The 24,690-nt window shown below is 58.1% G+C and carries 23 protein-coding genes; 9 read left to right on the top strand and 14 right to left on the bottom strand.

Features of this window, described 5'->3' with window-relative positions; translation table 11 throughout:
* Positions 1-19 precede the first annotated feature (19 nt).
* The 8 genes from I2E13_RS00505 to I2E13_RS00540 form a co-directional block, all read right to left on the bottom strand.
* Positions 20-838: a hypothetical protein gene (locus tag I2E13_RS00505; RefSeq protein ID WP_195403866.1), complete on the bottom strand. Its 819-nt coding sequence runs from the start codon at positions 836-838 to the stop codon at positions 20-22.
* Complete coding sequence (locus I2E13_RS00510) at positions 822-1,646, bottom strand: hypothetical protein (RefSeq protein WP_195403867.1); 825 nt, start codon at positions 1,644-1,646, stop codon at positions 822-824. Before I2E13_RS00510 ends, I2E13_RS00505 begins: the two co-directional genes overlap by 17 nt.
* Entirely contained in the window at positions 1,643-2,404 is a 762-nt protein-coding gene (locus tag I2E13_RS00515) for an ABC transporter ATP-binding protein (protein WP_195403868.1), read from the bottom strand. Before I2E13_RS00515 ends, I2E13_RS00510 begins: the two co-directional genes overlap by 4 nt.
* A 144-nt stretch (positions 2,405-2,548) precedes the next feature.
* Complete coding sequence (locus I2E13_RS00520) at positions 2,549-2,878, bottom strand: helix-turn-helix domain-containing protein (RefSeq protein ID WP_195403869.1); 330 nt, start codon at positions 2,876-2,878, stop codon at positions 2,549-2,551.
* A gap of 8 nt (positions 2,879-2,886) precedes the next feature.
* On the bottom strand, positions 2,887-3,447 hold the full coding sequence (locus I2E13_RS00525; protein ID WP_117798465.1) for a hypothetical protein: 561 nt from the start codon (positions 3,445-3,447) through the stop codon (positions 2,887-2,889).
* 230 nt (positions 3,448-3,677) lie between these two features.
* Positions 3,678-4,034 (bottom strand): Hpt domain-containing protein, encoded by a 357-nt coding sequence (locus I2E13_RS00530; RefSeq protein WP_089572324.1) that lies wholly within the window; start codon positions 4,032-4,034, stop codon positions 3,678-3,680.
* Positions 4,035-4,058: 24 nt separating this feature from the next.
* The gene (locus tag I2E13_RS00535) at positions 4,059-5,939 is read right to left on the bottom strand and encodes a diguanylate cyclase (RefSeq protein WP_195403870.1); all 1,881 of its coding nucleotides are present in this window, start codon (positions 5,937-5,939) and stop codon (positions 4,059-4,061) included.
* Positions 5,940-6,150: 211 nt separating this feature from the next.
* Positions 6,151-6,948, bottom strand: a complete 798-nt coding sequence (locus tag I2E13_RS00540; RefSeq protein WP_195403871.1) for an alpha/beta fold hydrolase — start codon at positions 6,946-6,948, stop codon at positions 6,151-6,153.
* 225 nt (positions 6,949-7,173) lie between these two features.
* Here I2E13_RS00540 and I2E13_RS00545 point away from each other — a divergent pair, with 225 nt between their 5' ends.
* The 3 genes from I2E13_RS00545 (at position 7,174) to I2E13_RS00555 (ending at position 10,064) form a co-directional block, all read left to right on the top strand.
* Positions 7,174-7,950, top strand: a complete 777-nt coding sequence (locus tag I2E13_RS00545; protein WP_195403872.1) for a radical SAM protein — start codon at positions 7,174-7,176, stop codon at positions 7,948-7,950.
* Between the two features lie 160 nt (positions 7,951-8,110).
* Positions 8,111-8,998, top strand: a complete 888-nt coding sequence (gene map / locus I2E13_RS00550) for a type I methionyl aminopeptidase (protein ID WP_117584149.1) — start codon at positions 8,111-8,113, stop codon at positions 8,996-8,998.
* A gap of 130 nt (positions 8,999-9,128) precedes the next feature.
* Positions 9,129-10,064, top strand: coding sequence for an NAD(P)-dependent oxidoreductase (locus tag I2E13_RS00555; RefSeq protein ID WP_195403873.1), 936 nt, complete (start codon positions 9,129-9,131; stop codon positions 10,062-10,064).
* Positions 10,065-10,300: 236 nt separating this feature from the next.
* Here I2E13_RS00555 and I2E13_RS00560 read toward each other — a convergent pair whose 3' ends face one another.
* The 3 genes from I2E13_RS00560 to I2E13_RS00570 all read right to left on the bottom strand — a co-directional run bounded on the left by I2E13_RS00560 (position 10,301) and on the right by I2E13_RS00570 (position 12,767).
* Positions 10,301-10,792 (bottom strand): PIN domain-containing protein, encoded by a 492-nt coding sequence (locus tag I2E13_RS00560; protein WP_195403874.1) that lies wholly within the window; start codon positions 10,790-10,792, stop codon positions 10,301-10,303.
* Entirely contained in the window at positions 10,785-11,165 is a 381-nt protein-coding gene (locus I2E13_RS00565; protein WP_195403875.1) for a translation repressor RelB, read from the bottom strand. The genes I2E13_RS00560 and I2E13_RS00565 overlap by 8 nt, the downstream gene beginning before the upstream one ends.
* Positions 11,166-11,381: 216 nt before the next feature.
* Positions 11,382-12,767: a M18 family aminopeptidase gene (locus I2E13_RS00570; protein ID WP_195403876.1), complete on the bottom strand. Its 1,386-nt coding sequence runs from the start codon at positions 12,765-12,767 to the stop codon at positions 11,382-11,384.
* Positions 12,768-12,928: 161 nt separating this feature from the next.
* On the opposite strand from I2E13_RS00570, the gene I2E13_RS00575 reads away from it, so the two are divergent.
* The 4 genes from I2E13_RS00575 to I2E13_RS00590 all read left to right on the top strand — a co-directional run bounded on the left by I2E13_RS00575 (position 12,929) and on the right by I2E13_RS00590 (position 17,316).
* Positions 12,929-14,014, top strand: a complete 1,086-nt coding sequence (locus I2E13_RS00575) for a carcinine hydrolase/isopenicillin-N N-acyltransferase family protein (RefSeq protein ID WP_195403877.1) — start codon at positions 12,929-12,931, stop codon at positions 14,012-14,014.
* Between the two features lie 140 nt (positions 14,015-14,154).
* Complete coding sequence (locus tag I2E13_RS00580; RefSeq protein WP_195403878.1) at positions 14,155-15,234, top strand: 6-phosphofructokinase; 1,080 nt, start codon at positions 14,155-14,157, stop codon at positions 15,232-15,234.
* 392 nt (positions 15,235-15,626) lie between these two features.
* The gene (locus tag I2E13_RS00585) at positions 15,627-16,547 is read left to right on the top strand and encodes a helix-turn-helix domain-containing protein (protein WP_195403879.1); all 921 of its coding nucleotides are present in this window, start codon (positions 15,627-15,629) and stop codon (positions 16,545-16,547) included.
* A gap of 448 nt (positions 16,548-16,995) precedes the next feature.
* Positions 16,996-17,316: a multidrug transporter gene (locus I2E13_RS00590; protein ID WP_117635687.1), complete on the top strand. Its 321-nt coding sequence runs from the start codon at positions 16,996-16,998 to the stop codon at positions 17,314-17,316.
* A 116-nt stretch (positions 17,317-17,432) separates the two neighbouring features.
* Here the strand turns inward: I2E13_RS00590 and I2E13_RS00595 are convergent, their stop codons facing one another.
* Together I2E13_RS00595 and I2E13_RS00600 are read right to left on the bottom strand one after the other, a co-directional pair.
* Positions 17,433-20,198, bottom strand: coding sequence for an FtsX-like permease family protein (locus I2E13_RS00595; RefSeq protein ID WP_229057753.1), 2,766 nt, complete (start codon positions 20,196-20,198; stop codon positions 17,433-17,435).
* A 5-nt stretch (positions 20,199-20,203) separates the two neighbouring features.
* Complete coding sequence (locus I2E13_RS00600; protein ID WP_117816947.1) at positions 20,204-20,905, bottom strand: ABC transporter ATP-binding protein; 702 nt, start codon at positions 20,903-20,905, stop codon at positions 20,204-20,206.
* 271 nt (positions 20,906-21,176) lie between these two features.
* Between I2E13_RS00600 and I2E13_RS00605 the strand changes: the two genes are divergently transcribed.
* Both I2E13_RS00605 and I2E13_RS00610 read left to right on the top strand, forming a co-directional pair.
* Positions 21,177-21,815: a GyrI-like domain-containing protein gene (locus I2E13_RS00605; protein ID WP_195403880.1), complete on the top strand. Its 639-nt coding sequence runs from the start codon at positions 21,177-21,179 to the stop codon at positions 21,813-21,815.
* A gap of 185 nt (positions 21,816-22,000) precedes the next feature.
* Positions 22,001-23,236 (top strand): chloride channel protein, encoded by a 1,236-nt coding sequence (locus I2E13_RS00610; RefSeq protein ID WP_195403881.1) that lies wholly within the window; start codon positions 22,001-22,003, stop codon positions 23,234-23,236.
* Between the two features lie 144 nt (positions 23,237-23,380).
* On the opposite strand, the gene I2E13_RS11175 is transcribed toward I2E13_RS00610, so the two are convergent.
* Positions 23,381-23,959 (bottom strand): methylated-DNA--[protein]-cysteine S-methyltransferase, encoded by a 579-nt coding sequence (locus I2E13_RS11175; RefSeq protein WP_195403882.1) that lies wholly within the window; start codon positions 23,957-23,959, stop codon positions 23,381-23,383.
* Positions 23,960-24,690: the final 731 nt, after the last annotated feature.

Genomic DNA, 24,690 nt, shown 5'->3' on the forward strand with positions numbered 1-24,690 from the left:
GATTATCCCTCACAAACAATCAAAGAAATCTCGACCGCAATTGGTCGACGGTAAAGCAAATGGCAAGAACGCTTGCTACGTTTATGAGGCAGTCAATTAAAATCGAAACGCATTGACCATCCTCCAACGGGGTCACGCCGCAAATCCACATGAGCATCGAGGACGGAAACGGAAGCATGGAATTGGCTCCGACCTGTATGTAGATCGTTACGACGTTGACAAGCAACAGCATGCCAATAGGACCGAAGCCGGATCCAAAATAGGAAACAACGATCACGCAAGAGACCACGTATGCAAGGCAGACCGCACTCGCCAGAAGAAGTCGATCGCAAAACATATTCAGGTTGAAATACTGTTGAGCATCCAAAACGATTGCGCAGTTAAGACAGTACAAAACGACACTTGACAGGATAAACGCGCCCAATAGGGCGAAAGAAGACAGCATCGCTCGCGCAACGGTAACGCACGCCCGCTTCCCTCCCCGAGCCTCCGACAGCCCCCACGGTTCCTCGACAAAGCCCGAACTGACAAAGCGCGGCACAATACAAGCCGCGATGAACGGAAAGAACAATGCATGAGCCAACGGGGCTACGTTGAACAGCAGACCGCGAAAAACCTCTGCATTACCAAATAGAAGGACATCCTCCGCCGATAGCCGAAGCGTCGGGTCTGGGAAGAAGCCCAAGAAACTGTTCTCACGGAGGCTGCAGAACCACATCGGGAAAGAATTAAGCTGCAATATCACCATGCACGCATAAATTACCGGGATTAAGGCGTACGTCCATTTACTCACGTGCTTCAATTCTGAATGGAGGAATCTTTTAATCTGACGAGCCATTGAGCACACCCCCAGCACGAAAGCTCACGAGAGCGTAAATCAATACCGATAAACAGCTGGCTGCCACGCCATAGCCCAGAAGCGCCAGTTGCCCCATATCGCTATACCCAAGGGCGCATCCGACTCCAAGGTACGGCCCAGGAAGGAAGAAGATCCATCGCAAGGATGGTATAGGTGCCTGAAGGAAGGCTCCGTAGAGCGTCAAGCTCATGACAAATCCGATTATGATTGCAGCCCCGCTCAATACAGCGCTGCCTGTAATCCGATAGATGGTCACCGTCTCCAGCGCAACCGATATCACCAATACGGCGTTGATTATCATCGCAGGCAAAAATGCAGTCAGCATGCCGTGCGTGTAGTTTTGCCCCCCACGCAGTATGGCTATTGCAAACAAAAGAAGGCAAAGTGCGCTATATGCTGCGCCGACTATTAAAGCAGACGAAAGCACATGTGCCAAAGCCCCATTAAAGCGGGCGAGACCTCTTGCTGAAGAAATTCGGTATCCCTCTTTATAGCCATGCTCCTGTAAAAGCACCAAACAAACGATGAGTGGAACGAACAGGGATGTACCGGCAAAAGCGCTGCGCGCAAGGGACTCATCAGGCGCAGAAGGATCGATTGCATTCCAGAAGAAACCAATATCCTCCCCACAAACGCCATAGCCAAAGCCTAGCAACGTTGCTCCGTTATTTAGAAAAACACCGAAGAGAAGACCGCACGCCAACATAAGCGTAAGACCAAACTGCGCCGGAAACATCCTGTGTAGACGCATCATATCTGCCTTTATGGGATGGATCGCCCGCTTCATAGCGAGACCGCGTTCATCAAGCGCCTGTAATATTCTTTTAGGGACGACGCCTCATCCCTTATGACATCCATCGATTCCTTTTTCAGCAGTTCACCGTCATGAATAAACACGCAACTTGTTGCAACCGATGCCAACTCATCCAAATCATGGCTAGAGATGAGCATGGTCTTACCCTGTTCTCGATTCAATCGGCCGATAAGGGCCCATATACTCTCGATGCCCAGCGGGTCCAACCCATTTGCCGGCTCATCGAAAATTAGTACGTCGGTGTCGCCCAACAAAGCCGTAGCTATATCCAGTCGCCGTTTCATTCCCAGAGAAAAACTGCTCACGCTCTTTTTCTCATCGACGTCCAGCCCGACTAGGCCCAAGACGCGAGGAACCTCACGTTTCTCATCGAGCCCCCATTCCGCACATCGGATCCGAAGATTCTCCACCGCACTGAGGGATTGGTATGCTCCGCTGGAATCTGGCACATAGCCGACACGCGTCCGCATCAGGCTCAGCTCTTTTTTCGACTTGCCTCCAAAGAGCTCCACGCTCCCCGACGATGGCTCACAGAGGCCCAGCACTATTTTAATAAGCGTGCTTTTGCCCGCCCCGTTTGCACCAACAAGGGCGCAAAGTTCAGACTGATGCACCTCGAAGGAAACGTCATGCAACACACGCCGTTTTCCATAGCGCTTTGACACCTTTGATAGCTTTATCGCTGATGCGCTCATTGGCCTCCTATTCTGCTTGATAGCAAAACCGCTCATATCGTTCCTTCTTTCCTTTATCGTTTTTCATAGTTGTTATTGTTTTTCGATAACTCATATTTGTCAAGGTAATCTAAAAGAAAGAACCCGTGTTAGACACGGGCCCCTTTACGCTGATATTTCGTTATAGTTGTTCGCTTTATGCTACTCGTCGCTCAAATCTACAGCAAAGACTGATGTCGGAAGCAACGCCTCATTGCCTCCGCCGTCCCGCATCTGCCTCACGATATTTTTTGCACGCTCAACAATAAGCTCCTCAAGCTCTTTCTCGCTCACGCGCTGAATAATATCTCCCGGTTGACAGTCAAGTTCATCGCAAATATCGAGAAGCGTCTTAAGGCGAATAGCTTTAATTTTTCCGTTTCTTAGCTTAGAAATATTAGCCGGAGTATGCCCCGTGGCACGAATCAGATCAGCACTGGTCTTTCCGGTCTTAAGTAGCTGCGTCTCAAGCTCGATGATGAGATAGCTCATGCTTCCTCCTACACAAGCTCGTCAGACTGCTCTTGGAGCAGCGAGGCATAACTCCAGATCACCGAGATACACAGACAGACAGCCGCGCCGATAAGCGACCCCGCATCAAAGGCAACGCCTTGGCAAATCTCAATAACGAAGGAATGAGGCACGACGTAAAGCTCCAGCCCACCAATGGTAAGATTGACCGATCCGTAGGCACCAATAAGCGAAACCGCGGCGTTAACAGCAAAGGCAAGCGCAAGAACACGGATAAGCCGCACATGCGTCTTGGTAAAGGGCGAGACGCCTCGCGAGATGTTACGGCTGATCCCACACAGAACGACAAGCGAAATACCCACGACGAGTGCCAGGCACAGTCCGCTTGGGATAACGATGCACCCGCCATCGAGAAGCGTCACGACGCCGAAAGAATCGACAGAGGCAACGTTTGCAACCGCATACCAGATCACGTAAACAACCAACGCGGCAAAAGCGACGAGCATCCCTGCAAAAACGGCTGCCATGCAAAAGCCAAGCTTCCTGATATTTTCGCCCGCTTTGGCCATACGCTGAACGCTGTTAGACATACACTCACCCTCATCGACTCTATCGTTATTCGAACAGTTTATCGAACAACGATATTGATTGCATGCGGAAAGCCCCGCCAGTGCGCATAGGCCATTTACTAACCCGGAGGGGTGAGCGTGGATTTTTGGACACATATCGAACGAGAGTGGATAATCTCCCACTTTGAGGCCGCCACCGGGCCTAAAACGGGAGATTATCCACTCTCATAGTCATCAAGGCCCGCAAGCTCTTATTCGGCCGCCTCGCGCAGGGCCGACATCGTTGCCGCATATTGCTGCTGCAACGCATGCATTCCCTCGCGAGCGCCGTCAACGGCATCGGCGCCGCGCAACGCCTCGGTCACCACGACCGCCGGCTCGTACAGATTATCGAATCCCAGGTTCTGGCTCACGCCCTTGAGCGTGTGCGCTGCCATAAACGCACCTTCGGCGTCTCCCGCCGCCATGGCGGCCTCCAGCTTGTCCATGCTCTCGTCATCCAAAAACTTGAGGGCAAAGCGGGCAAGCATTTCCCCGCCCATCAGCCGAGCGCACGCGTCATCATAATTAGCGCCGATCTTCTCATACGCCTCACGCATGGAAATCATGGATTAAAAACTCCTTTGGTCAAACTAAATCGTAGGAAACGCGACGACATCGGCGGGGCGTGCCAATGTCTCGGCAATTTGGTCTTGCACCTCGAGCAAACAGTCGAGCAGCAACGGGTTAAAGGTGCCGCACTTACCGTCCAGAATCATCTTGATCGCTTCCTCGTGCGGGATAGCGTCCTTGTACACGCGCACGCTCGTCAGGGCATCGTACACGTCGGCCACCGAAACCACCTGTGCGGCAATGGGAATTTCGTCGCCCTTAAGGCCATCGGGATAACCCTTGCCGTCCCAGCGCTCGTGGTGCCAACGCGCGATCTGGTACGCATATTCCATAAGCGCATTGCCGGCGTGATGGCTACCCAGCTCACGCAGCATGTCGGCGCCGATCGTGGTATGCGTCTTCATAATCTCGAACTCCTCGGGCGTAAGGCGTCCGGGCTTGTTGAGAATCGCATCGTCAATCGACATCTTGCCGATATCGTGCAGCGCCGAAGCCAGGGCGATCGTGGAGCGTTCCTCATTGTCGAGGGAGATCGTGTCGCTACGCCGGACCAGACAGCCAAGCAGCAGCTCGGTCAGCTTCTCGATGTTCGTAACGTGCCTGCCGCTCTCGCCGTTACGAAGCTCCATGACGCCAGCCATGATGTCGATGAGCATGCGACTGTTCTTGACACGCTCGTTGTACTGCTGGGACAGCAGGTTCGTCAGGCGGCGCTGTTTGGCGTATAGGCGGATGGTGTTGCTTACACGGCGGCGCACGACACGGGAGTCAAACGGGCGGTTGATATAGTCCGAGGCGCCCAGCTCGTACGCGCGCAGAACCATATCATCGGAATCTTCGCTCGAAATCATGATGACGGGCAGATTGTCACTAACCGATCGGCGCGACAGATCGGCCAGCACCTCAAAGCCGCTTACGCCCGGCATGACAATATCCAGCAGCACGAGCGACAACTCATCGCCATAGCGGTCGACCATGTCGAGCGCCGCACGACCGTGGTCGGCCTCGAGGATGCAATACTCGTCCTTGAGCATCTCGCTGAGAATGGCTCGGTTCATCTCGGAGTCATCGACGATAAGCACCGAAGGCTTTTCGCTTTGGAAGGCCTCGATGGAATCGCCATCGGTCACGACCGTACCGGCTTTTGCCTTGGCACGGCTCAGTAACTGGACAGCGCGGCCAACGCCCTCATCGACCGTCTCGCCATGAATGCGAACGCCACCAACACATGCCGTCAAGCTCACGTGCTCATGGCCCGGAATAATCGTGGAATGGACGGCATCGGATACCTGACGCAGACGACGGGCAAAGTCATCGGAGGGAATATTGGGCATGACAGCTACAAACTTGTCACAGCCATAGCGCACAAGTTCGTCAGTCGAACGAATACCGCTGCGTATGGCTGTTGCCACAGCACCGAGCGCAAGGTCGCCGGCATGGCGGCCACACGTATCGTTGAAGACCCTAAAATCATCAAGGTCGATCATCGCAACACCGGCCTTCATGCGGGCGTTGCGGAGCTTTTCCTCGTAATATCGGCGATTGCGCACGCTCGTCAGCACGTCGGTGTAGACAAGGTCCTCTTCTGCGGCCTCTTGCTCATCAATCGGACGCACCATCAGCAGGACGTGAGGCTCGCCCTCGACCTTCAGAGGGCGCAGACGGGCGCGGTACTCAGTACCATCATTGAGTAGCTGCTCCGATACATCATCGGAACCTGCTAAGGCCTCAAGACTTGACTGACGCAGACAGGGACACCGATCGCCGGCGAGTAGGCAGTTAGGCTCGCTCTTAATCTGATCGGCCGACAGCAAACGCACCACGGGGTAGGTCTTCGCGACGCGGGCGACCTCAGCGGCAGCCTCCTCGTCGGTTAGATTTGCCTCGTGATTATTGAGCATATGGGGCCCTTTCGATAGTTTCGCTTGGTAGCGGTGGGTTCCAAACGGTACCAGAGTAGCACCTTGTCGATGCAGGTAAGCACGTGAATGCTGTTACATTTTTATGAGTTGGCAGACGGCGCGATTGAAGCCGCAGACGTGAGGTTTTGAGAACATTTGTTAACATGGCCGAAACGTTTGCGGCTGAAGCCTGTTTTGTTTTTTGCAGCTGCTAGAGCCCCAGGATGCCACGGACAGTCTGGGCAGCCGCTGCCGGGCGATCGCGCAGGCCGTTGTGCGCGCCGGGAACCATTACGAGCGGACAGTCCAAAAGCTCAGCCGCTATCCTCGTTCCCGCCTCGCGGGGCGTACCAATCGAGAGCTCGCCCAAAAGCACGGCGGCCACCGTTTTTGACGCACGAACGCTGCCCCAATCGGGAACGCAGGTCATAGTAATCCCGTATTCGTTCGCCATGAAACTGCGGCCGTTGCGCAGAGCATGCTTGGCTTCTGCCTCGGTTAACTTGGGGGCCTCAGGGTCCGAATCGCCGATGGCACCCAGGAAGGCCCGTAATGCCCTGGAGACCTTTCCCGCGGCGATCATCTCGAGCAAAACCGGGGCCGCGCCCAGGCCGGCACCCTCATCCGTCACGGCGGGTTCATGCAGAATCGCACGCGAGATTATGGCGGGGTTTGCACGGAGAAGCTCCAGGGTCACCAGCGTACCGGCACTGTGCGCGAGCACGTTTGCCGGAGCACCAATATGCTCGATAACGGCCTGCAGGTCGGCGGCTTGGGTGGCGAGGTCGTAGCGTCCGTCTGCAGCGTCGCCACTCTCGCCGCAACCGCGGCGGTCGTAGGCAATGACGCGATAGCCACAGGCGAGCTCGCGGGCGATGGCGTCAAAAAAGACGCCGTCGACGCACGCACCGTGCACGCACACCAAGGCGGGAGCATCAGGCGATACATCCGGGCCGGCATATTCGCGACAGGCAATCGTGGTGCCCGCGTTCTCGACCGTAAAATCCATGTTGTGCCCCCGTCATCAATGCCCATCCAGTTGTACATCAGTACGGTTGGATGGACCCGCATTGCCTTACGCCTTGTTAACAGATTAACTGTACCCGACCCGAGGCTTTTCATGGCACGTCATAATGAGCGACGTGAAAAAACGAAACTTGTAAAGCAAGAGCCCGCACCTTGCTTTGGAGCCGATGCTATGCTTAGGCACAATTGTCTTGAGGAGCATATGCCTATGTCTACGTTTTTGAATGCCAGCCCCATCTTTGGGCCCGTTCGCAGCCGTCGCCTTGGTCTCTCGCTCGGCGTCAACATGATGCCGGCCAGCGGCAAGATCTGCACGTTCGACTGCATTTACTGCGAAAACGGCCTCAACGCCGAGCGCCCCTGCCACGAGCCGTACAACACAGCCGCCGTGGTACTCGACGCGCTCGAGGCAAAGCTGCGCGAGATGGCAGCCGAGGGCGAGCTCCCCGATGTGATCACCTTCGCAGGCAACGGCGAGCCCACCGCCGCACCCGATTTTCCGCAGGCCATCGCCGGCGCCGTTGCGCTGCGCGACCAGCTAGCCCCAAACTCCAAGATCGCCGTGCTCTCCAACGGCACGCGCGCCGACCGTCCCCAAGTGCACGATGCGCTCATGATGGTCGACGACAACATCCTCAAGCTCGATACCGTCGACCCGGCGTTTATCCAGCTGCTCGACCAGCCTGTTGGCCCCTACGACGTCGAGCACCAGATTGAGACGTTCGCAAGCTTTGACGGTCACGTTATTATCCAGACGATCTTTTTGACCGGCGAGTATCAGGGCAAGCTCATCGACAATACCGGCGAGGAGTATGTTGCCCCCTGGCTCGCGGCGCTTGAGCGCATTCGTCCGCAGGAGGCGACCATCTACACGGTCGCGCGCGAGACACCAGTCGCCGGCCTTGCCAAAGCAGCGCCCGAGGTGCTCGACGCCATTGCCGCGCGCGTGCGCGCCCTCGGTATTCCCTGCCAGGTGAGCTACTAGCAAAACCACGCAGCAGCTAGTGCCCGCCATCCCGCCCCATCAGTTGCGGTGATATAGTTCCTATTTGTGCTGTTAAACCGCTTAAATCGGAACTATATCACCGCAACTTTTATGGCCGCGTGGGTGGGCTATACTAGCTGCGAATGAAAGGAAGTTAGCCATGTATGACAAAGGACCCGTGCCCGGCCGCAACGACGCTTGCTGGTGCGGCAGCGGCAAGAAATACAAGAAATGCCATAGCGCCTTTGATGAGCGCCTCGAGCGCTTGTGGGAAGAAGGCTGGGAGGTTCTGCCTCGCACGCTCTACAAGACTCCCGCCGATATCGAGGGCATCAAGCGCTCGGCAGCCATCAACGTGGGCGTGCTCGATTATGTGGGCGAGCATATCGCCGCAGGCATGACCACCAACCAGATCGACCAGATGATCTACGACTACACCGTCGAGCACGGTGGCACGCCGGCCGACCTCAACTACGAGGGCTACCCCAAGAGCGTGTGCACCTCGATCAATGATGTGGTCTGCCACGGCATTCCCTGCGATACGGACGTGCTGCACGAGGGCGACATCATCAACGTAGACTGCTCCACGATCTTGGACGGTTACTTTAGTGATTCGAGCCGCATGTTCTGCATCGGCGAGGTCTCGGCCGAGCGCCAGCGCCTGGTCGACGTCACCCGTGCCAGCGTGGAGGCGGGTCTGGCAGCCGTCAAGCCATGGCTACCGCTCTCCGTTATGGCCGAGGCAGTACAAAAGACCGTCGAGGACGCCGGCTTTAGCGTGGTGCGCGAGTACGGCGGACACGGCATCGGTAAGGAGTTCCACGAGGACCCGTTTGTGGGCTTTACCACCGAGGCGCCCGATGTGGACACCATCATGGTGCCGGGCATGGTCTTTACCATCGAGCCCATGGTCAACGCCGGAGCGCCCGACATCAAGATCAGCAAGGGCGACGGCTGGTGCGTGCGCACCAAGGACGGCAGCGATTCGGCCCAGTGCGAGGTACAGCTCGTGGTGACCGAGGACGGCTACGAGCTGCTGAGCTGGTAGCCGTGGATGCGCCGGATGCTGACGGGCACGCTCGTCTTGCATCCGGCGTTTTTGTTTGAACGTTTGCCCGATAAAACCTGCCAAAATAAACCTGTCCCTTTTTTGGCAGGTTGAGCGGAGAGGACTGCCTGTGAACATCCTGGTTTTGCTGCCCGTCAACGACCGTCATCGCGCAATTCTTGAGTCGAGCGCTCCGGGCGAGGACTTTATCTACACGAGCGCCGACGCCGCCGCGCGCAAGCAGGTCGCCGATGCCGACGTGATCCTGGGCAACATCGACCCTGACATGCTCACGGCATGCGAGCATCTCCAGCTGTTGCAATTGCAGACCGCCGGCTATGACGACTACCTTGCCGCCGGCACCGTGCCAGCCGACGCCAAACTGTCTTGCTCGGTGGGCGCCTACGGCCAGGCCGTGAGCGAGCACATGTTTGCCATGGTCCTTTCCATGATGAAGCGCCTGCCCGGCTATCACGACTTGCAGCGCGAGCATCGCTGGGAGGATTTGGGGCCGGTTACCTCGCTCAAAAATGCCAACGTGCTGGTGCTGGGCGCGGGCGATATCGGCGGCCACTTTGCCACGCTCTGCCGCAGCATGGGCGCACACGTCCGCGGCATCAAGCGCCATCCGCTCGTCTACCCCATTGTGTTTGAGGACATGGACGGCATGGATGCCCTGCCCGAGCGCCTGGCCGAGGCAGACGTCGTCGCATCCTTTATGCCCAGCACACCCGAGACCCGCGGCCTGGCGAACGCCGAGTTCTTCGCCGCGATGAAGCCGGGCGCCTTCTTTGCCAACGGCGGCCGCGGCGATCTTGTGGTTGCCGACGACCTAGTTGCCGCCCTGGAATCAGGACATCTCGCCGGCGCCGCGGTCGACGTCACCGACCCCGAGCCGCTGCCAGAGACAAGCCCGTTGTGGGATGCGCCCAACATGCTCATCACGCCGCACATCTCCGGCTGGTTCCACTTGGCCGCCACGCTCAACAACGTGGTCGACATCGCCGCGGAGAATCTGCGTCACCTGCAGGCCGGCGAGACCCTGCGCTGCTGGATCGAACACTAAGAATTACGCCGTTTTACAAACGGCGTAATGAGCCGACGCTGCGAGCCCGTCTGGACGGCAATCTGCCTTTCAACTTCGGCGGCATGACCAGAAGGTCAATGCCGCCTTGTTTCAAGGCACCTTGCTCGCCCAGACGGGCTCTCGCTGACTTTTGTTCAACCTGTAGGGACTGGCTGGCGCGGCCCTGCCTGGGGGCATTCGCTGACTTTTATTCGACCTGCGGGATCTTCAAATTGCTAGAGCGTTGCTAAGTAATTCTTTGCGTCTTCTGCGCTCATTGCTGCGACGGGTGCGTGTGAACAGAGTTTGACATCGTTGGTGACCAGTAGATCTGCTTGAGCGCGTATCGCTGCCGCAATGATTAAATCGTCTTCGTAATCGCTATGGAGCTCACGCTGCCTGCTCGCCATCCAGATGTCGCTCAGGTCACAGGGCACTGACGTGGCAAGCTGCGACAGCACGCTAAGACAATCCCATGCAAGCGATGTCGCTGCCGCAGCGGCATCTTGGGAAAGCGAACCATGCTCGCGCCGATACCATGCCTTATGTTCGCTTGAAATCAAATAGAACAGGTCTTTGGACGATGTCGCCGCGTACAGCAAATCAGCCTGTGCCGTGCATGCATCGCGTAAAAACTCAATCGCCACCGAACGACCACGTCGTGAGGGAATGAAGTAATCGAGCCACACGTTGGTGTCAACCAAGATGCGCTTTGGAGTCTCACTCATAGAGCCAGCTCATCTCCTCGCCATAGCGATCAGCATAGGCATTCCGTTTGAGCTCTTCGTCGTCCGATGGCTGAGCCTTGACCATATCGATTCCCGACTCACGGCAAGCGGCAGCGAACAGCTTCGACCCCTGATCCATGAGCTCGAGCTTACGTTTGGCGGCCTTTTCGCGCTCGCGCTGTTCCGCCCGGGCACGACTGGGCAGCAGGATATCCTCGAGCGCACCGGGGCGATCGGCCAGCGACGCTGCAAGCTGCCAGAGCGCTCGCACCGCTTGGCTCGGCGTCATACCGGCCTTGGAGAGAGCGGCGTCCCCACTCCTTTTAAGATCGGCATCGAGACGTACGTTGATCTGAGCGGCGGTTGTGGTCATAGCCCCTCCTTAGTACTTCAAAACTATCATAAAATACTATGGTAGATACGTAAAGCATGTAAAGCACTTATAAGCATTAGCCGTACTCTGTACACAAAAAGCCGCCGAGGCGCACTGCACCTCGGCGGCTACGCATCACCGATCTAGTTCGGTTTCACCCCTTGCATTCGCCCAGATAAAACCTGCCAAAATGAACCTGTCCCTTTTTGGCAGGTTTTAGAGCTCCACGCTTTCGGCGCCGTTGATGGTTAGGTTTCGCTCGTAGAAGGCGGTGAGGGCGCGGATGGCGTACATCACGTCGCGCACGCCGCCGGTCTCGTAGCTCGAGTGCATAGCCAGCTGCGGCAGGCCCACGTCTACGGCATGCATGCTCGCCTGCATGTTCGACAGGTTGCCCAGGGTAGAACCGCCGGCCATATCGCTCTTGTTGGCGAAGGCCTGCGTGGGTACATCGGCGTCATCGCAAATGGCCTGGAACACCGCGCGGCTAAAGGCGTCGGTGCAGTAGTGCTGGTTGGCGGCTTCCTTGATGACGATGCCGCCGTTGAGCACAACCTGGTTATGGGCGTCGCACTTCTCGGCGTGGTTGGGGTGCACGGCATGCGCGTTGTCGCAGCTCACGAGCATCGAAGCGGCAAGCGCACGGTGATACGACTCGTCGTCAAAGCCCAGCGACCCGTTGATGCGGCGCAGCGCGTCGGCCAAGAACGTCGACATGGCGCCCTGCTTGGTCTCGGAGCCAACCTCCTCGTTATCGAAGCAGCAGTAGACCGAGACGTCGTGCGCATTCTCGGCACCCAAAAATGCCTGCAGCGAGGTGTAGGCGCAGGCCAGATCGTCAAGTTTGGGCGTCGAGATAAACTCGTCGGCCCAGCCCCAAATACGTGCATCCTGTCGATTGACCAGGAACAGGTCGCGGCCCAAAATCTGCTCGGGCTCAACGTCCAGCTCGTCGGCGATCAGGGCGTCAAAGTCGCCCTGCTTAAGGTCACCAGCGCTGATGAGCGGGCACAGGTCAACGGCTCGGTTGGGAGCAAAGCTCTCGTTAACGCCACGGTTCATGTGGATGGCAAGGCTCGGAATAATGGCAACCTCGCGCTCGGTGGCAAGCAGGCGGCTCTCAATACGGTCGCCCTCGCGCACCAGTACGCGACCCGCGAGCGCCAGCGGGCGATCGAACCAGGTGTAGTCGATCATGCCGCCGTAGGCCTCGGTGTTCAGGCGCAGCGTCTCGCCCGCACCATCGAGCTCGGGCACGGCCTTGACCTTAAACGTCGGCGAATCGCTGTGCGACGCCGTGAGCTGAAAATGATAGTCACCGGCAACGCCGTCCTCGCCCCACGTCGCGGCCAGGTCCTCGCCCACCTTAAAGGCGATAACGCTCGAGGTGTTGCGCTGCGTGTAATAACGCCCGCCCGGCTCGATATCCCACGCCGCGTTCTCGGGCAGGTAGGTAAAGCCCGCCTCGTCGAGCTCGGCCATAATGGTCGCCGCCGTATGGAACATGCTGGGGCATGCCTCGATAAAGTCGATAAGGTCGTTGGCGGCCTCGATATCGTCGGCCGTCACATGCGCGCGCTCGGGCGTTTCCTGATCCGTCATGCTCTCCCCTTTCGCTGGGTTGATGGTCCCCTCCAGCATACCCCGCCGCGCCAGCGCCGCACTCTTCATTCCGTGCTTAATTCCGCGCCGCTCACCAAGTTGAGTCATCATGTCCGCGCTCCTTTTGCGACAATTGCACTAACAGGACGAGAGGAGTCGTCATGAAGCCACGTAACATTGCCATCGCCTGCGGTGTCGCGGGAGCCGCCGTCGGCCTTGCCGCTGCCACCGGTATCGTTTATCGCAAACAAATCAAGTCCGTCGCGTCACTCAAACGCTTGACCGACTATGCGGATGGCTATGACCTGTACGCAATCGACATTGCTTACGACTACGGCCTTGACCGCATCATCGCCGCTGGCGTGCGCGACGACCAGGCCTACATCGATGCCGTGGTGGCGCAGGTGCTCCCCGGCGTGCCGGCACATGTCCAGGCACCCCAGTTTGCCTGCAGCGCTTTTGTCGCCGTAGATGCCGAAGGCCGCGTGCGCACCGGTCGCAATTACGACTTTAAGGACGACACCTCGGCGCTGCTGGTGCGCAATCACCCGCGCGACGGCTATGCCTCCATCGGCTTTGCGGCCCTCAATAACCTGGGCGCCAACACTCCACTTGACTCCGTCGCCGGACGCGCCGCGGCGTTGATGGGCCCGTTTGCCCAGCTCGACGGTGTCAACGAATGCGGCGTGTCCATTGCCGTGCTCACCCTGGATTCCAAGCCCTGTGACCAGGACACACAGCGCCCCGTCATCAACACTTCGCTCGCCATCCGTCTGGTGCTCGACCGCGCGGCCACCACGCAGGAGGCCGTCGACCTGCTTTCTGCCTACGACATGCACGCCATGGCCGGACGCGATTACCACTTCTTTATCAACGACGCCGCCGGTGACGCGCGGGTGGTGGAGTGGGATCCGCGCGACCCCGACCGTGCATGCAAGGCGACTCCTGTACGCCAGGTTACGAACTTCTACGCCTGCTATGGTGACGAGGTGCTCCCCAACCAAAAGAACGGCGAGCTGGGCCATGGTAAAGAGCGCGCCGTCGCAATCGCCGATGTCCTTGACGCCCATGCCGGCGCCCAAGATGAGGCAGTCGCTTGGAAGGCCCTACGCGCTGCAGCGCAAGAGCCCAATCCGGAAGACATCACCAGCAACACGCAGTGGTCGGTCGTCTTTGACAACACCGAGCCCGCTGCCGCCATCACGCTGCGCCGCCACTGGGGCGACGTCGACGCCTTCGCGCTGTAAGGAGCCAGGCCCATCGACCTTACGCTCGCCTGACGTTGCTTACATTTCTATACGCTTGAGCTAACACGTTTTACCCCCGTATCAACAGTGTGCGGGGGTAAACTTATGCGCATGTTATAACTTGCCCGGAAGGATTCATCATGCTTAGGATCGGTCTTCTTACCAGTGGCGGCGACTGCCAGGCGCTCAACGCCACCATGCGCGGCATTGTCAAAACGCTCATGACCAATAGCGAAGAGCCTATCGAGATCTATGGTTTTGAGGACGGCTACCAGGGCCTTATCTACAGCAGATTCCGTGTTATGACGCCCGCCGATTTTAGCGGCATCCTCACCCGCGGCGGCACCATCCTGGGCACGAGCCGTACGCCGTTCAAGCGCCTGGATGTTCCCGAGGCCGATGGCGTCGAGAAGGTGCCCGCAATGGTCCACACCTATCATAAGCTGCAGCTCGACTGCCTGTTTATGCTGGGCGGCAACGGATCCACCAAGACCGCCAACCGTCTGCGCGAAGAGGGCCTCAACGTTATCGCCCTGCCCAAGACCATCGATAACGACACCTGGGGCACCGAGTTGACGTTTGGCTTTACGAGCGCCATCGACGTCGCCACCAAGTGCATCGACGACATCCACACCACTGCCTCGAGTCACGGCCGCGTGTTTGTCATCGAGATCATGGGCCACAAGGTTGGCTGGATCCCGCTGTACGCCGGCGTCGCGGGCGGCGCGGACGTCATCCTGATTCCCGAAATCCCCTACGACATGGATAACGTCATCAAGACCATCGAGCATCGCATGGAGACCGGCAGCCGCTTTACCATCGTAGCCGTCGCCGAGGGTGCTATCTCCAAGGAGGACGCGGCGCTGTCCAAGAAGGAGTACAAGAAGAAGCTCGCCGAGCGTACGAGCCCGTCAATCGTGTACGACATCGCCAAGGAGATCGAGGCCAAGACCGGTCGCGAGACCCGCGTCGCCATCCCCGGCCACACGCAGCGCGGCGGCCAGCCCGACGCCCAGGACCGCATCTTTGCGACCCAGTGCGGTGTCGAGGCAGCGCTCGGCTGCCTACGCGGCGAGTTTGGCTACATGATTGCCCTGCGTGACGGCAAGATGTGCCACATGCCGCTCGAGGAGGTCGCCGGCAAGCTCAAATATGTCGACCCCCAGAGCGATCTGGTGCGCGAGGCCAAGGCGTTGGGCATCAGCTTCGGCGACGAATAGCCTCGGCTGGAACTGCCCCCATCGGAGGCCCCAGGGCTTACCTCCCAAATCGTCCTCGGACATGTCAGGACCCCGCTGCGCGCTTCGCGCGGCGGGGTCCTTCCGTCCTGCGGAAAGATTTGGGAGGAAAGCCCTGGGGCCTCCTGCGGTAACTAGGGAGGCCGAGGCTATTCGTCTTCTTGCTGCAAGTGCGTGGGCTGAGATTTTGGGATGTTGCAGGCTCTTAGCTGAGAGTAGCACTGACATTTGTCCTGAAATGGCTGGTCGTTAGGGGTTGCTACCGGTAGTTGCGGTAGGGTTGGGGCAGATTCTAACTAGAAATGGTGGTCGCTACCGGTTGTTCTCGGCATACTCGGCTCATTCGATTCGACCATCAAACGAAAGGAACCACCATGGATCTTGCGATGGCACAGCGCCTCGTCGATCGCCGCAAGGCTGCCGGGCTTTCTCAGGAGGCGCTTGCCGCCCAGCTGGGTGTGAGTCGTCAGGCTGTCAGTAAATGGGAGCGCAGCGAATCCTCGCCCGATACCGATAACCTTATTGCGCTCGCCGCGCTGTATGGCGTGTCGCTGGATGAGCTGCTGTATGGGGAGGCGGCTAACGATGCCGACGACCCGGAGGACGGTAGCGCCGACACCGAGACGGCGGATGCGGCTGACGAGGCTGAGGATTCTGCCGAGCACGCCGATTGCGGCGACAAACCACTTGTCGATATTTCCCTCGCGCGCGGTATCCACGTCATTGATCCCAATAAAGGCGAGGAAGTCCATGTTGGTTGGAGCGGCATCCATGTGACCAACGAGCGCAAGGACGAAGAGGTGCATGTGGGGCCGGGCGGCGTGCATATCGATACGCTTGAGGACGATGGACATAGCGTACGCACCAATGATGACGGCACCGTCACCATCGACGGCGAGACGTTTTCCAGCTGGAAGGAAGCACACGACAAGCTCGACCATCATGGCAAGCATTTCCACACCAAGGTCGGACGTGCATGGAACAAATTCCCCTTCCCCGCACTTGTCACTCTCGCCTATCTGGCGCTCGGCATTGTCTACGGCACATGGGGCATGGGGCTTTTCCTCGTCTTTTTGATTCCCGTTTACTACGCGATTGGTGACTTCATCGATCGGCGCCACCTGTCTAAGCTGATCGAGGTCATCTACCCGGCAGCCGCCATCGCTTGGTTCCTCTACATGTGGCTCTGTTTGGGACAGCCCCATCCTGCATGGATCATCCTCATCACGATTCCCATCATAAAGGCGCTCATGCGCTGGTGCCGCAAACAATGGAAGTGCCGCAAACAGGCCTAAACCGCCCCAACCAGCCAGCGCCACTCATCCGACACCGCCTGCCCCTTCCAAGTTGCGGTGAAATAGGGACTGTTTTGAGGCTCCAAAGCGCCAAACGGTCCGTATATCACCGCAACTGACAAACAACTGGGTCAGTTCCGGCACGGAGATTAGCATTGAGCTGACCGCGCGCCAAGAAAAGGGCCCATTTACTACGTTTAACCCGAGAGGGCCGACCATACCCGCCTTTTCCGAAAATTGACAAGCCCTCTACCTGCGTTTTTAATTTCACAATCTTTGTCACGGTCGAGGGTGTGGTAGCAAACGTAGCAGATAGGCCCGTTTTGTGGCATACGACCCGTTCAAGCCCAATCTCGAAAGCTAAAGAGAGCCTCTCATCCACGCCTGTGAGCGAAAACCAAATAGAATGAAAGGCAAATGGAAAGCCCGTTTGACGAGCGGAGGACATATGCGCGACGTAGCCGAAAGCGACTGGAAGCTGTTTAAGAAAATGCTTCCTCAATGGCAAGAACGTTATATGGAAAAGCTCATCGGCCAGTACGTTGAGATACTGAACGGCGACAGTGAAGCGTCCAGTAGATTTTGGGCACTAGAAGAGCGCCTCAATAGAGACAAGCTGTCCTCAGGCGTAATTGCAAACGACATTCGCCGCAGCACAATGCACCGCGAGATAGCCAATTTGCTTATCGACAGCGTGATCACCCTTGACGACCTTGACGGTTTTACCGAGGACATTAAGAGCTATGCGCAACACTGGATTGGCCAGTAAGAGCACTGAACGACAGACATCCCCAGCAAAACGGGGCAAACGCCGGGCCACCTAATGGTTGTCCGGCGTTTGCCCCGATAAAACCTGCCAAAATAAACCTGTCCCTTTTTGGCAGGTTACTCGGCGCTCTTGAGGGCGCCGACCATGTCGATCTTGTTGAGGGTACGGTTGGTGGCGAGGTTGACGATAAACGTAAAGCCAAATGCCAGCAGAACGGACAGCACATAGCTCAGCGGCTCGACCTCGACGTCAAAGTACAGCGACGGCATCTGCAAAATGTAGGTAAAGCTCTCGGCCAGCAAGCCGCCCAGCGGCACGCCCAGCGCAGCGCCGATCGCTGTGAGGATCAACGTCTCCTTGTTGACGTAGTGATGCACCTCGCCACGGCGGAAGCCCAGCACCTTGATGGTCGCCAGCTCGCGTTCGCGCTCCGAAATATTCGTATTAGACAGCGTAAACACCACCACAAACGACAGGCACGCCGCCATAAAGGTCACAAGCACCACGACCGAGTTGATGATGGTGAAGTTGGCCTCATAATTCTCCCAATGCTCGGACGTACTCGAAATCGTAAGCCAACCGTCACTCTTAAGATTCTTGCTAAACGCAATCTGGTCGGCCGACGAACCCTTAAGCAGCACAAAGACGCCGTTAAGGCGTGCACTTCGACCGAACGCGCGCTCATAGGTGCCCTGCGTCATGTAAAGCGTGTTGCCCAGATAGTTGAGCGAGATGTCGCTGACTTTGACCTTGGCAACATTGAGCGACGAATCCTGGACGTGTGCCGTATCGCCCGGCTTGATCCCCAGCACCAGCTGAGAGCTCTTGCTCAAATACACGTCTCCGTCACGCAGGGCGAGCGGTTCTTTGGACTCATCCTCCAGGCGCACGTAATCGCCCAAGTCACCCGTGCGGTCGTCGGGAATCACGATGAGCTGCACGGTCTCGCTCTTGCCGCCAAACGTAAAGGTGACGTTGTCGGTCATAATCGGCAGGATCGAGGTCACCGTCACGTTGGAATCATTGGCCGTGCTGCGCTCATCCAATGCCGCGCACGTCTGCGAAAAATCGTCGGGATTGGCGACCGCCAGCAAGTCATAGCGCGTGATATGCCCGTACTGTTTGGGCGAAAGCGCCACCGACGTGTCGCGAATTCCCATACCGCAAATCACGAGCGCCGTGCAGCCGGCGATACCGAAGGTGGTCATAAAGGCGCGCTTTTTGTAGCGGAACAGGTTACGTGCTGCCACCTTGTTCAAGAAGCCCATGCGGCGCCAAATAAAGCCGATGCGCTCGAGCAGAATGCGTGAGCCGGCGCGCGGCGCCTTGGGACGCATGAGCGAAGCCGGCGTCTCGGCCATCTCGTGGCGGCAGGCGATAATCGTAGCGCCCACCACGCCCACGGCAAACAGCGCCACCGAGACAATCGAGGACACGATATCGTACGAAAGCAACATCTGGGGCAGCGAGTACATGTCGTCGAACACCGTAAACAGGAACAGCGGCAGGCCCACAAATCCGATGATATTGCCGAGCACGCCACCGATCAGACACGCCCACAGCGAGTAGTCCACATATTTGGACAGGATACGCCCGCGCGAATAGCCGAGCGCCTTGTACAGGCCAATGAGCGTGCGCTCCTCCTCGACCATGCGCGTGGCGGTGGTGAGGCTGATGAGCACGGCGACGATAAAGAAGATGAACGGGAACACCGTGGCGATGGCCTCGATCGAAGAACTATCGCTCTCGACGCTCGAGTAGCTTGCGATATTGCCGCGGTCCTGGATGTACCAGGTGCATTCGCCCAGGTCAGAGAGCTCGGCGCGGGCATCGGCAAACTGCTGGTCGGCGGCGGCGCGGCGCTGGTCCAGGTCGGCTTGCGCCTGCGCACGCTCGTCGCTGCCCTCGGCCATGCGATTGATGTTGTCCTGCTCGATCCCAAAGACCATATTCGCCTGACGCTCAGCCGCGTCCAAGCTCGCCGGTGTGTCGACCGTCAGCTCCTGAGCGCGCGCCTTCTCACGTCCCTCGCGGATCTTCTCGATATTGCCCTTGACCTCATTGATCTTTGCCGAGTAGGCATCCGAATAGGAGTTGAGGCTCTTGGCTCCCTCGACGACCACGTGGACAGCGGAGTAGGAAGAAGATGTCGCGGCATCCTCGCTCACGTAGAACTTGTAGTCCGCAGTCGAAGCAGCGCGAAAGGCGTTGACTGTCGAGTCGGAGCTCACATCAGTGGGATCGAGGACCTCAGCCGTAATGGTGTAGTCCCCATCGGCAAACTGGTCCTTGGCGCTTTGGTTCGACGAGCTCGCATCGTTGGCGGCAAAGCTCACCGTATCGCCGATTTTCTTGCCCGAAGCCTTCAAAAAACGTGAGGTCACTGCCACTTCGCCCGAAGTCTCGGGCAGCTCGCCGCGTACTAGCACCGGTTGGTCAATATTCTCTTTGGAGAGGCTCTGTACGACGACACGCTCGCGCGTCGTATCCACGGCGGTATAGGCGGTCTCGGTATAGATGCCCTCGGCCGTCTCGACGCCATCGACCTCTTGGATCGCGGCAAGATCGTCATCGGTCAGACCATAGGTCGACTGCACGTTGATGTCATAGACATTCTGCTGGTCAAAATAGGCGTCGACCGAATCACACAGGTCCTCGCAGCCCGCCTTAAGGCCGCACATCACGCTCACGCCAAGCGCGGTGATCACGACGATAGACAAGAAGCGTTTGAGGCTGCCGCGAATCGTGCGGTAGATGCCACGGCGAAAAACCGTCGGCACCATATCGTTTGAGCTTTGGGCGGTGCGGTAGGTCGTAAAATCCTGCTCGCGCTCCGTGCTCTGCGCGTCGCGGCGTTGGCTGTTTTGGCGGTCCTGATTCATGGGCGCTACCACTCGATCGTCTCGATAGGCACAGGATTTTGCTGGACCGTCTCGCTCTCCACGCGGCCGCTCTTAAAGCGGATCAGGCGATCGGCCATGGGCGCCAGCGCAGAGTTGTGGGTGATGATGATGACCGTAATGCCTTGCTTGCGGCAAGTGTCCTGTAGCAGCTGCAAGATCTGCTTGCCGGTTTTGTAGTCGAGTGCACCCGTAGGCTCGTCGCACAAAAGCAGCTTGGGGTTCTTAGCCAGCGCGCGGGCGATGGATACGCGCTGCTGCTCGCCGCCCGAAAGCTGCGCCGGAAAGTTAGCGAGGCGGTCGCCCAGGCCAACCTGGCGAAGCGTTTGCTCGGCATCGAGCGAATCGGGACAGATCTGCGCCGCGAGTTCGACGTTCTCAAGCGCCGTCAGGTTAGGGACCAGATTGTAGAACTGAAAGACAAAGCCGACGTCAGCGCGACGGTATTCCACAAGCTGAGCCTCGTTGGCAGAGCTCACGTCACGCCCGTCCACCGTCACGGTGCCAGAAGTTGCCGTGTCCATGCCGCCCAGAATGTTGAGGGCCGTGGTCTTGCCGGCACCCGAAGCACCCAAAATGATGGCGAGCTCGCCGCGCTCGACCGTAAAGCTCGCGCCGTCGAGCGCGTGGATGCGGGCATCGCCCTCGCCGTATGCCTTGATGACGTCTTTGAATTCGATATAGGCCATCGATTAATTCCCATCTGGTCGGATAACTCTTTAGTATTACCCATTTCCCACCTACCAAAAAGGGACAGGTTTATTTTGGCAGGTTTTATATGGGGAAACGGCAGCTATAGATAGGGCGCCGGGGAGGCCGAGAAATCATCAACGGGGTCAGGCCGACCGCCAAACACAACGCACGCATCTCAATCTGTCAGCCAAATCATTCGAACAGCTGTTCGTTTCTATGATATGATTCAACTATCTAAGCAGGCCAATACGCAGAAAGGCGGCCAACATGGCGTTCGACTTTAAGAAGGAATGCAAGGAGCTCTACAAACCTGCAAGCAAGCCGAGCATCGTAACAGTCCCGCCTATGAGCTACGTTGCCGTTCGCGGAAAGGGCGACCCAAATACCGAAGGTGGCGAGTATCAAAACGCCCTGCCGCTACTTTACGGCATCGCCTATACCGTCAAGATGTCGAAGAAAGGCTCAAGGAGTATCGAGGGCTATTTCGACTTTGTGGTACCGCCGCTCGAGGGTTTCTGGTGGCAAGAGTCCCCGAGCGGCGACATCGATTATGTACACAAGGACAATTTCAACTTTATCTCGTGCATCCGCCTGCCTGATTTCGTCACCCGAGATGACTTTGACTGGGCAGTCGCGGAAGCCGCGACCAAAAAGAACCTGGACTTTTCCGCCGTCGAACTGCTTAAAGTTGACGAGGGTCTCTGCGTTCAATGCATGCACACCGGGCCCTACGACAACGAACCGGCGACCGTAGACGCTATGCATGAATACACGACCGAGCTGGGCTATGTTCCCGACTTCTCAGACACCCGTTTACATCACGAAATCTATCTCTCCGATCCACGCAAATGCGCACCGGAGAAACTTAAGACCGTGGTTCGTCATCCTATCAAGCGCGCTGAATAGCGTGGGGCGTCATTTCACTCGCTAGGTTTTAAGCCAGCCAACCAGCCGCCTCCTAGGCCGTCCGGTAATTATCTTGACGCGGCCCGTCGCATCTTATAAGTTTGTTTTGCTAAAGCTGGAAAGCCTCTCAACGATGCGCAACTCCAGCTCTTTTTCTATCAAGAGAGCAAGTGTCGGAAAGCAAAATGTCAGAAAGCAGCGCTTCGAGCAGAATCAAACGCCTGGTCAACACCTACAGCGGTCTCGTGCTCATGGGCGCCGTCGGAATCCCTATCGGCGTTATCGTTGGCGCCATCTGCGCCCTTTTTGGTCGTGTGCTCCTGGCAATCGGCGCCTTCCGGGACGCGCACGTCGCACTGCTCCTTCCCTTTCTCGCCCTCGCGGGTCTGGCCATCGTATTTGCCTACCTCACCTGGGGCAAAGGCACCGATCGGGGCATGAGCTTAGTATTCGACGTAGGTCACGGGCGTGAAGACGCCATCTCCCCGCGTCTCGTGCCGCTCATTATGCTGAGCACGTGGGGGACGCATCTCTTTGGCGGTAGTGCGGGACGCGAGGGCGTAGCGGTGCAGATCGGCGCCACCGTCTCGTATTGGATCGGCCGACGTCTACCTTTCCGAGACCCCGGCAACACGTTTTTGCTTATCGGCATGGCCGCTGGCTTTGCCGGACTCTTTCGAACGCCGCTCGCCGCCACGGTCTTTGCTATCGAGGTGCTGGTCGCCGGACGCATTGAATACCGCGCGTTGTTCCCCGCGCTTACGGCTTCGCTTGCCGCAAGCATGACCTCGGGCGCCCTGGGGCTCGAGAAGTTCGAGGTCGCCGTTACCGCCTCGTATGCGCTCGACCTCCCCGGTCTTGGACGGCTGGCGCTGCTGGGTATCGCGTTTGGCATGGTCGGTGGAGCTTTTGCCTGGTGCCTTGCCCATGCCAAGACCCTTGCAGCGCGGCTGCTCCCCAACCCTTACATACGCGTTGCCGTTATGGGCCTTGCGCTGTCGGCGATTCTGTTCGTGCTGTGGCAGGGGCGATACTGCGGCCTTGGCACCAACCTGATATCGGCGGCGCTCAACGGTGACGGCAAGGTCGCCATCATGCCTTGGGACTGGGCGCTCAAATTCACACTCACCATCGCCACGCTTGCCGCGGGTTATCAAGGTGGCGAGGTCACGCCGCTGTTCTCCATCGGAGCCAGCCTGGGTGTCGTACTCGCCGGGATTCTCGGCATGCCCGTCGAGCTCTGCGCCGCGCTGGGATACGCCGCCGTCTTTGGCAGCGCCACCAACACGCTACTCGCGCCGATCCTCATTGGCTGCGAGGTCTTTTGTTTCGGTAATCTGCCGGCGTTCTTCATCGTCTGCGTCGTGGCCTACCTGTTCAACATGGATAAGTCGATCTACGCTCTACAAGAGCGCGCGTAGAAAGATGTCCAAGCAGGTGGTCTCAACCGGAAACGGCATGCCACTCTGAGGCTGTATTCCGGGATGCGCTTTCCGCTTGGGACGCCATTCGGAAAGCGTGTCCCGTTCTATTGCGGCGTCCTAGTTATGCAAAGCGTTCGAGCGCTATTCCTCGTACGCACCCTCAAGCCGAAGCAGCCACTCCTTGCGGTCGAGGCCACCGGCATATCCGTTGAGCGACCCGTCAGCGGCAACCACGCGATGGCACGGCACGATAATCGAAATGGGATTACGCGCAACCGCAGCCCCCACGGCACGCGGGGACACAACGGGAGCCTCATTTCCCGGCACACGATGTCGAGCCGCAACACGCTGGGCGATTTCGCCATACGTAGCGACATCGCCACGCGGGATAGAAAGCAGCTCAAACCAAACCTCACGCTGAAACGCCGTGCCAATCATATGCAACGGCGGCGTAAACCGAGGTTCCTGCCCTGCAAAATAAGCATTCAGCCAAGCCCAAGAACGCTCAAGCACCGAAGAAGCCGCGCCATTTGCCGGACTCACCGAAGACATCCCACCGGTACCGGAAACCGCATCGGCGCCTTCAACGTGCTCCGCATCTTCTTCGAGCAGCGTAGAGCCAAAGTGCTCCTGCCCCTCAAACCAAAGCCCCGTCAAACCGCGGCCATCAGCGGCAAGCAAGATTTCGCCCAAAGGCGAAGCAAATGTCGTCGTGACCACCGGCGGCTCCTTTCAAAACTCCGCAACATAATACCGCGAATTGTGCAGACAACCCCGCAGATACGTCCGGACAGACCCGATTGTCCAAGGGAGGGCGTTTTCCCTCTCAATATCAGCCGACACCGAGTCGCAATGCCCAAAACGATGTCCGGCAAAAACGAAGGTGAATGGTTTTCCGAGAAGTGAACGAGTAAAAATAGGGCCCCGAAGCATCCGCATTTTTTGATTGCAAAACAGCAGGATTCATGCGATAAAACCGCAGGAAATAGCGACCAAAATATGCCGATGCTTCAAGGGTCCAAAATAGGTCGCTCACATCCCGGGAAACCATTCACCTTCGATTCGCACCAACCCCAAAGTCACCCAAGGCAGCAGGCGCGACAGCGCCACAGCTGCCGCACGACCCCAAAGTCCCCGCAGGCAGCAGGCGCAACGCGCCGCAGCTGCCGGCCGCGCCCCAAAGTCCCCCAAGGCGGCAGGCGCAAAGCGCCGAGGCCGCCGCCGGGACCAGGGCCCGCAACAGCCACGCGCCCCCACATCAGCCCAGCGGCCCCAACCAACAACGGCCCCATCGCAGACCGCTCGCAGCAGCGTCGCCGCAGGCGGGGGCCGGGCTTAGTTTTCAGAACACTCCGCAGACCAGTGCGGCGCCTTGTCCGCAGCTCCGAAGGAGCAGGACAAGGCGCCGCACATGGTCGAGGACGTTCTGAAAACTAAGCCCGGCCCCCGCC

It is taken from the genome of Collinsella aerofaciens (assembly GCF_015554145.1).
GTDB lineage: Bacteria > Actinomycetota > Coriobacteriia > Coriobacteriales > Coriobacteriaceae > Collinsella > Collinsella aerofaciens_AA.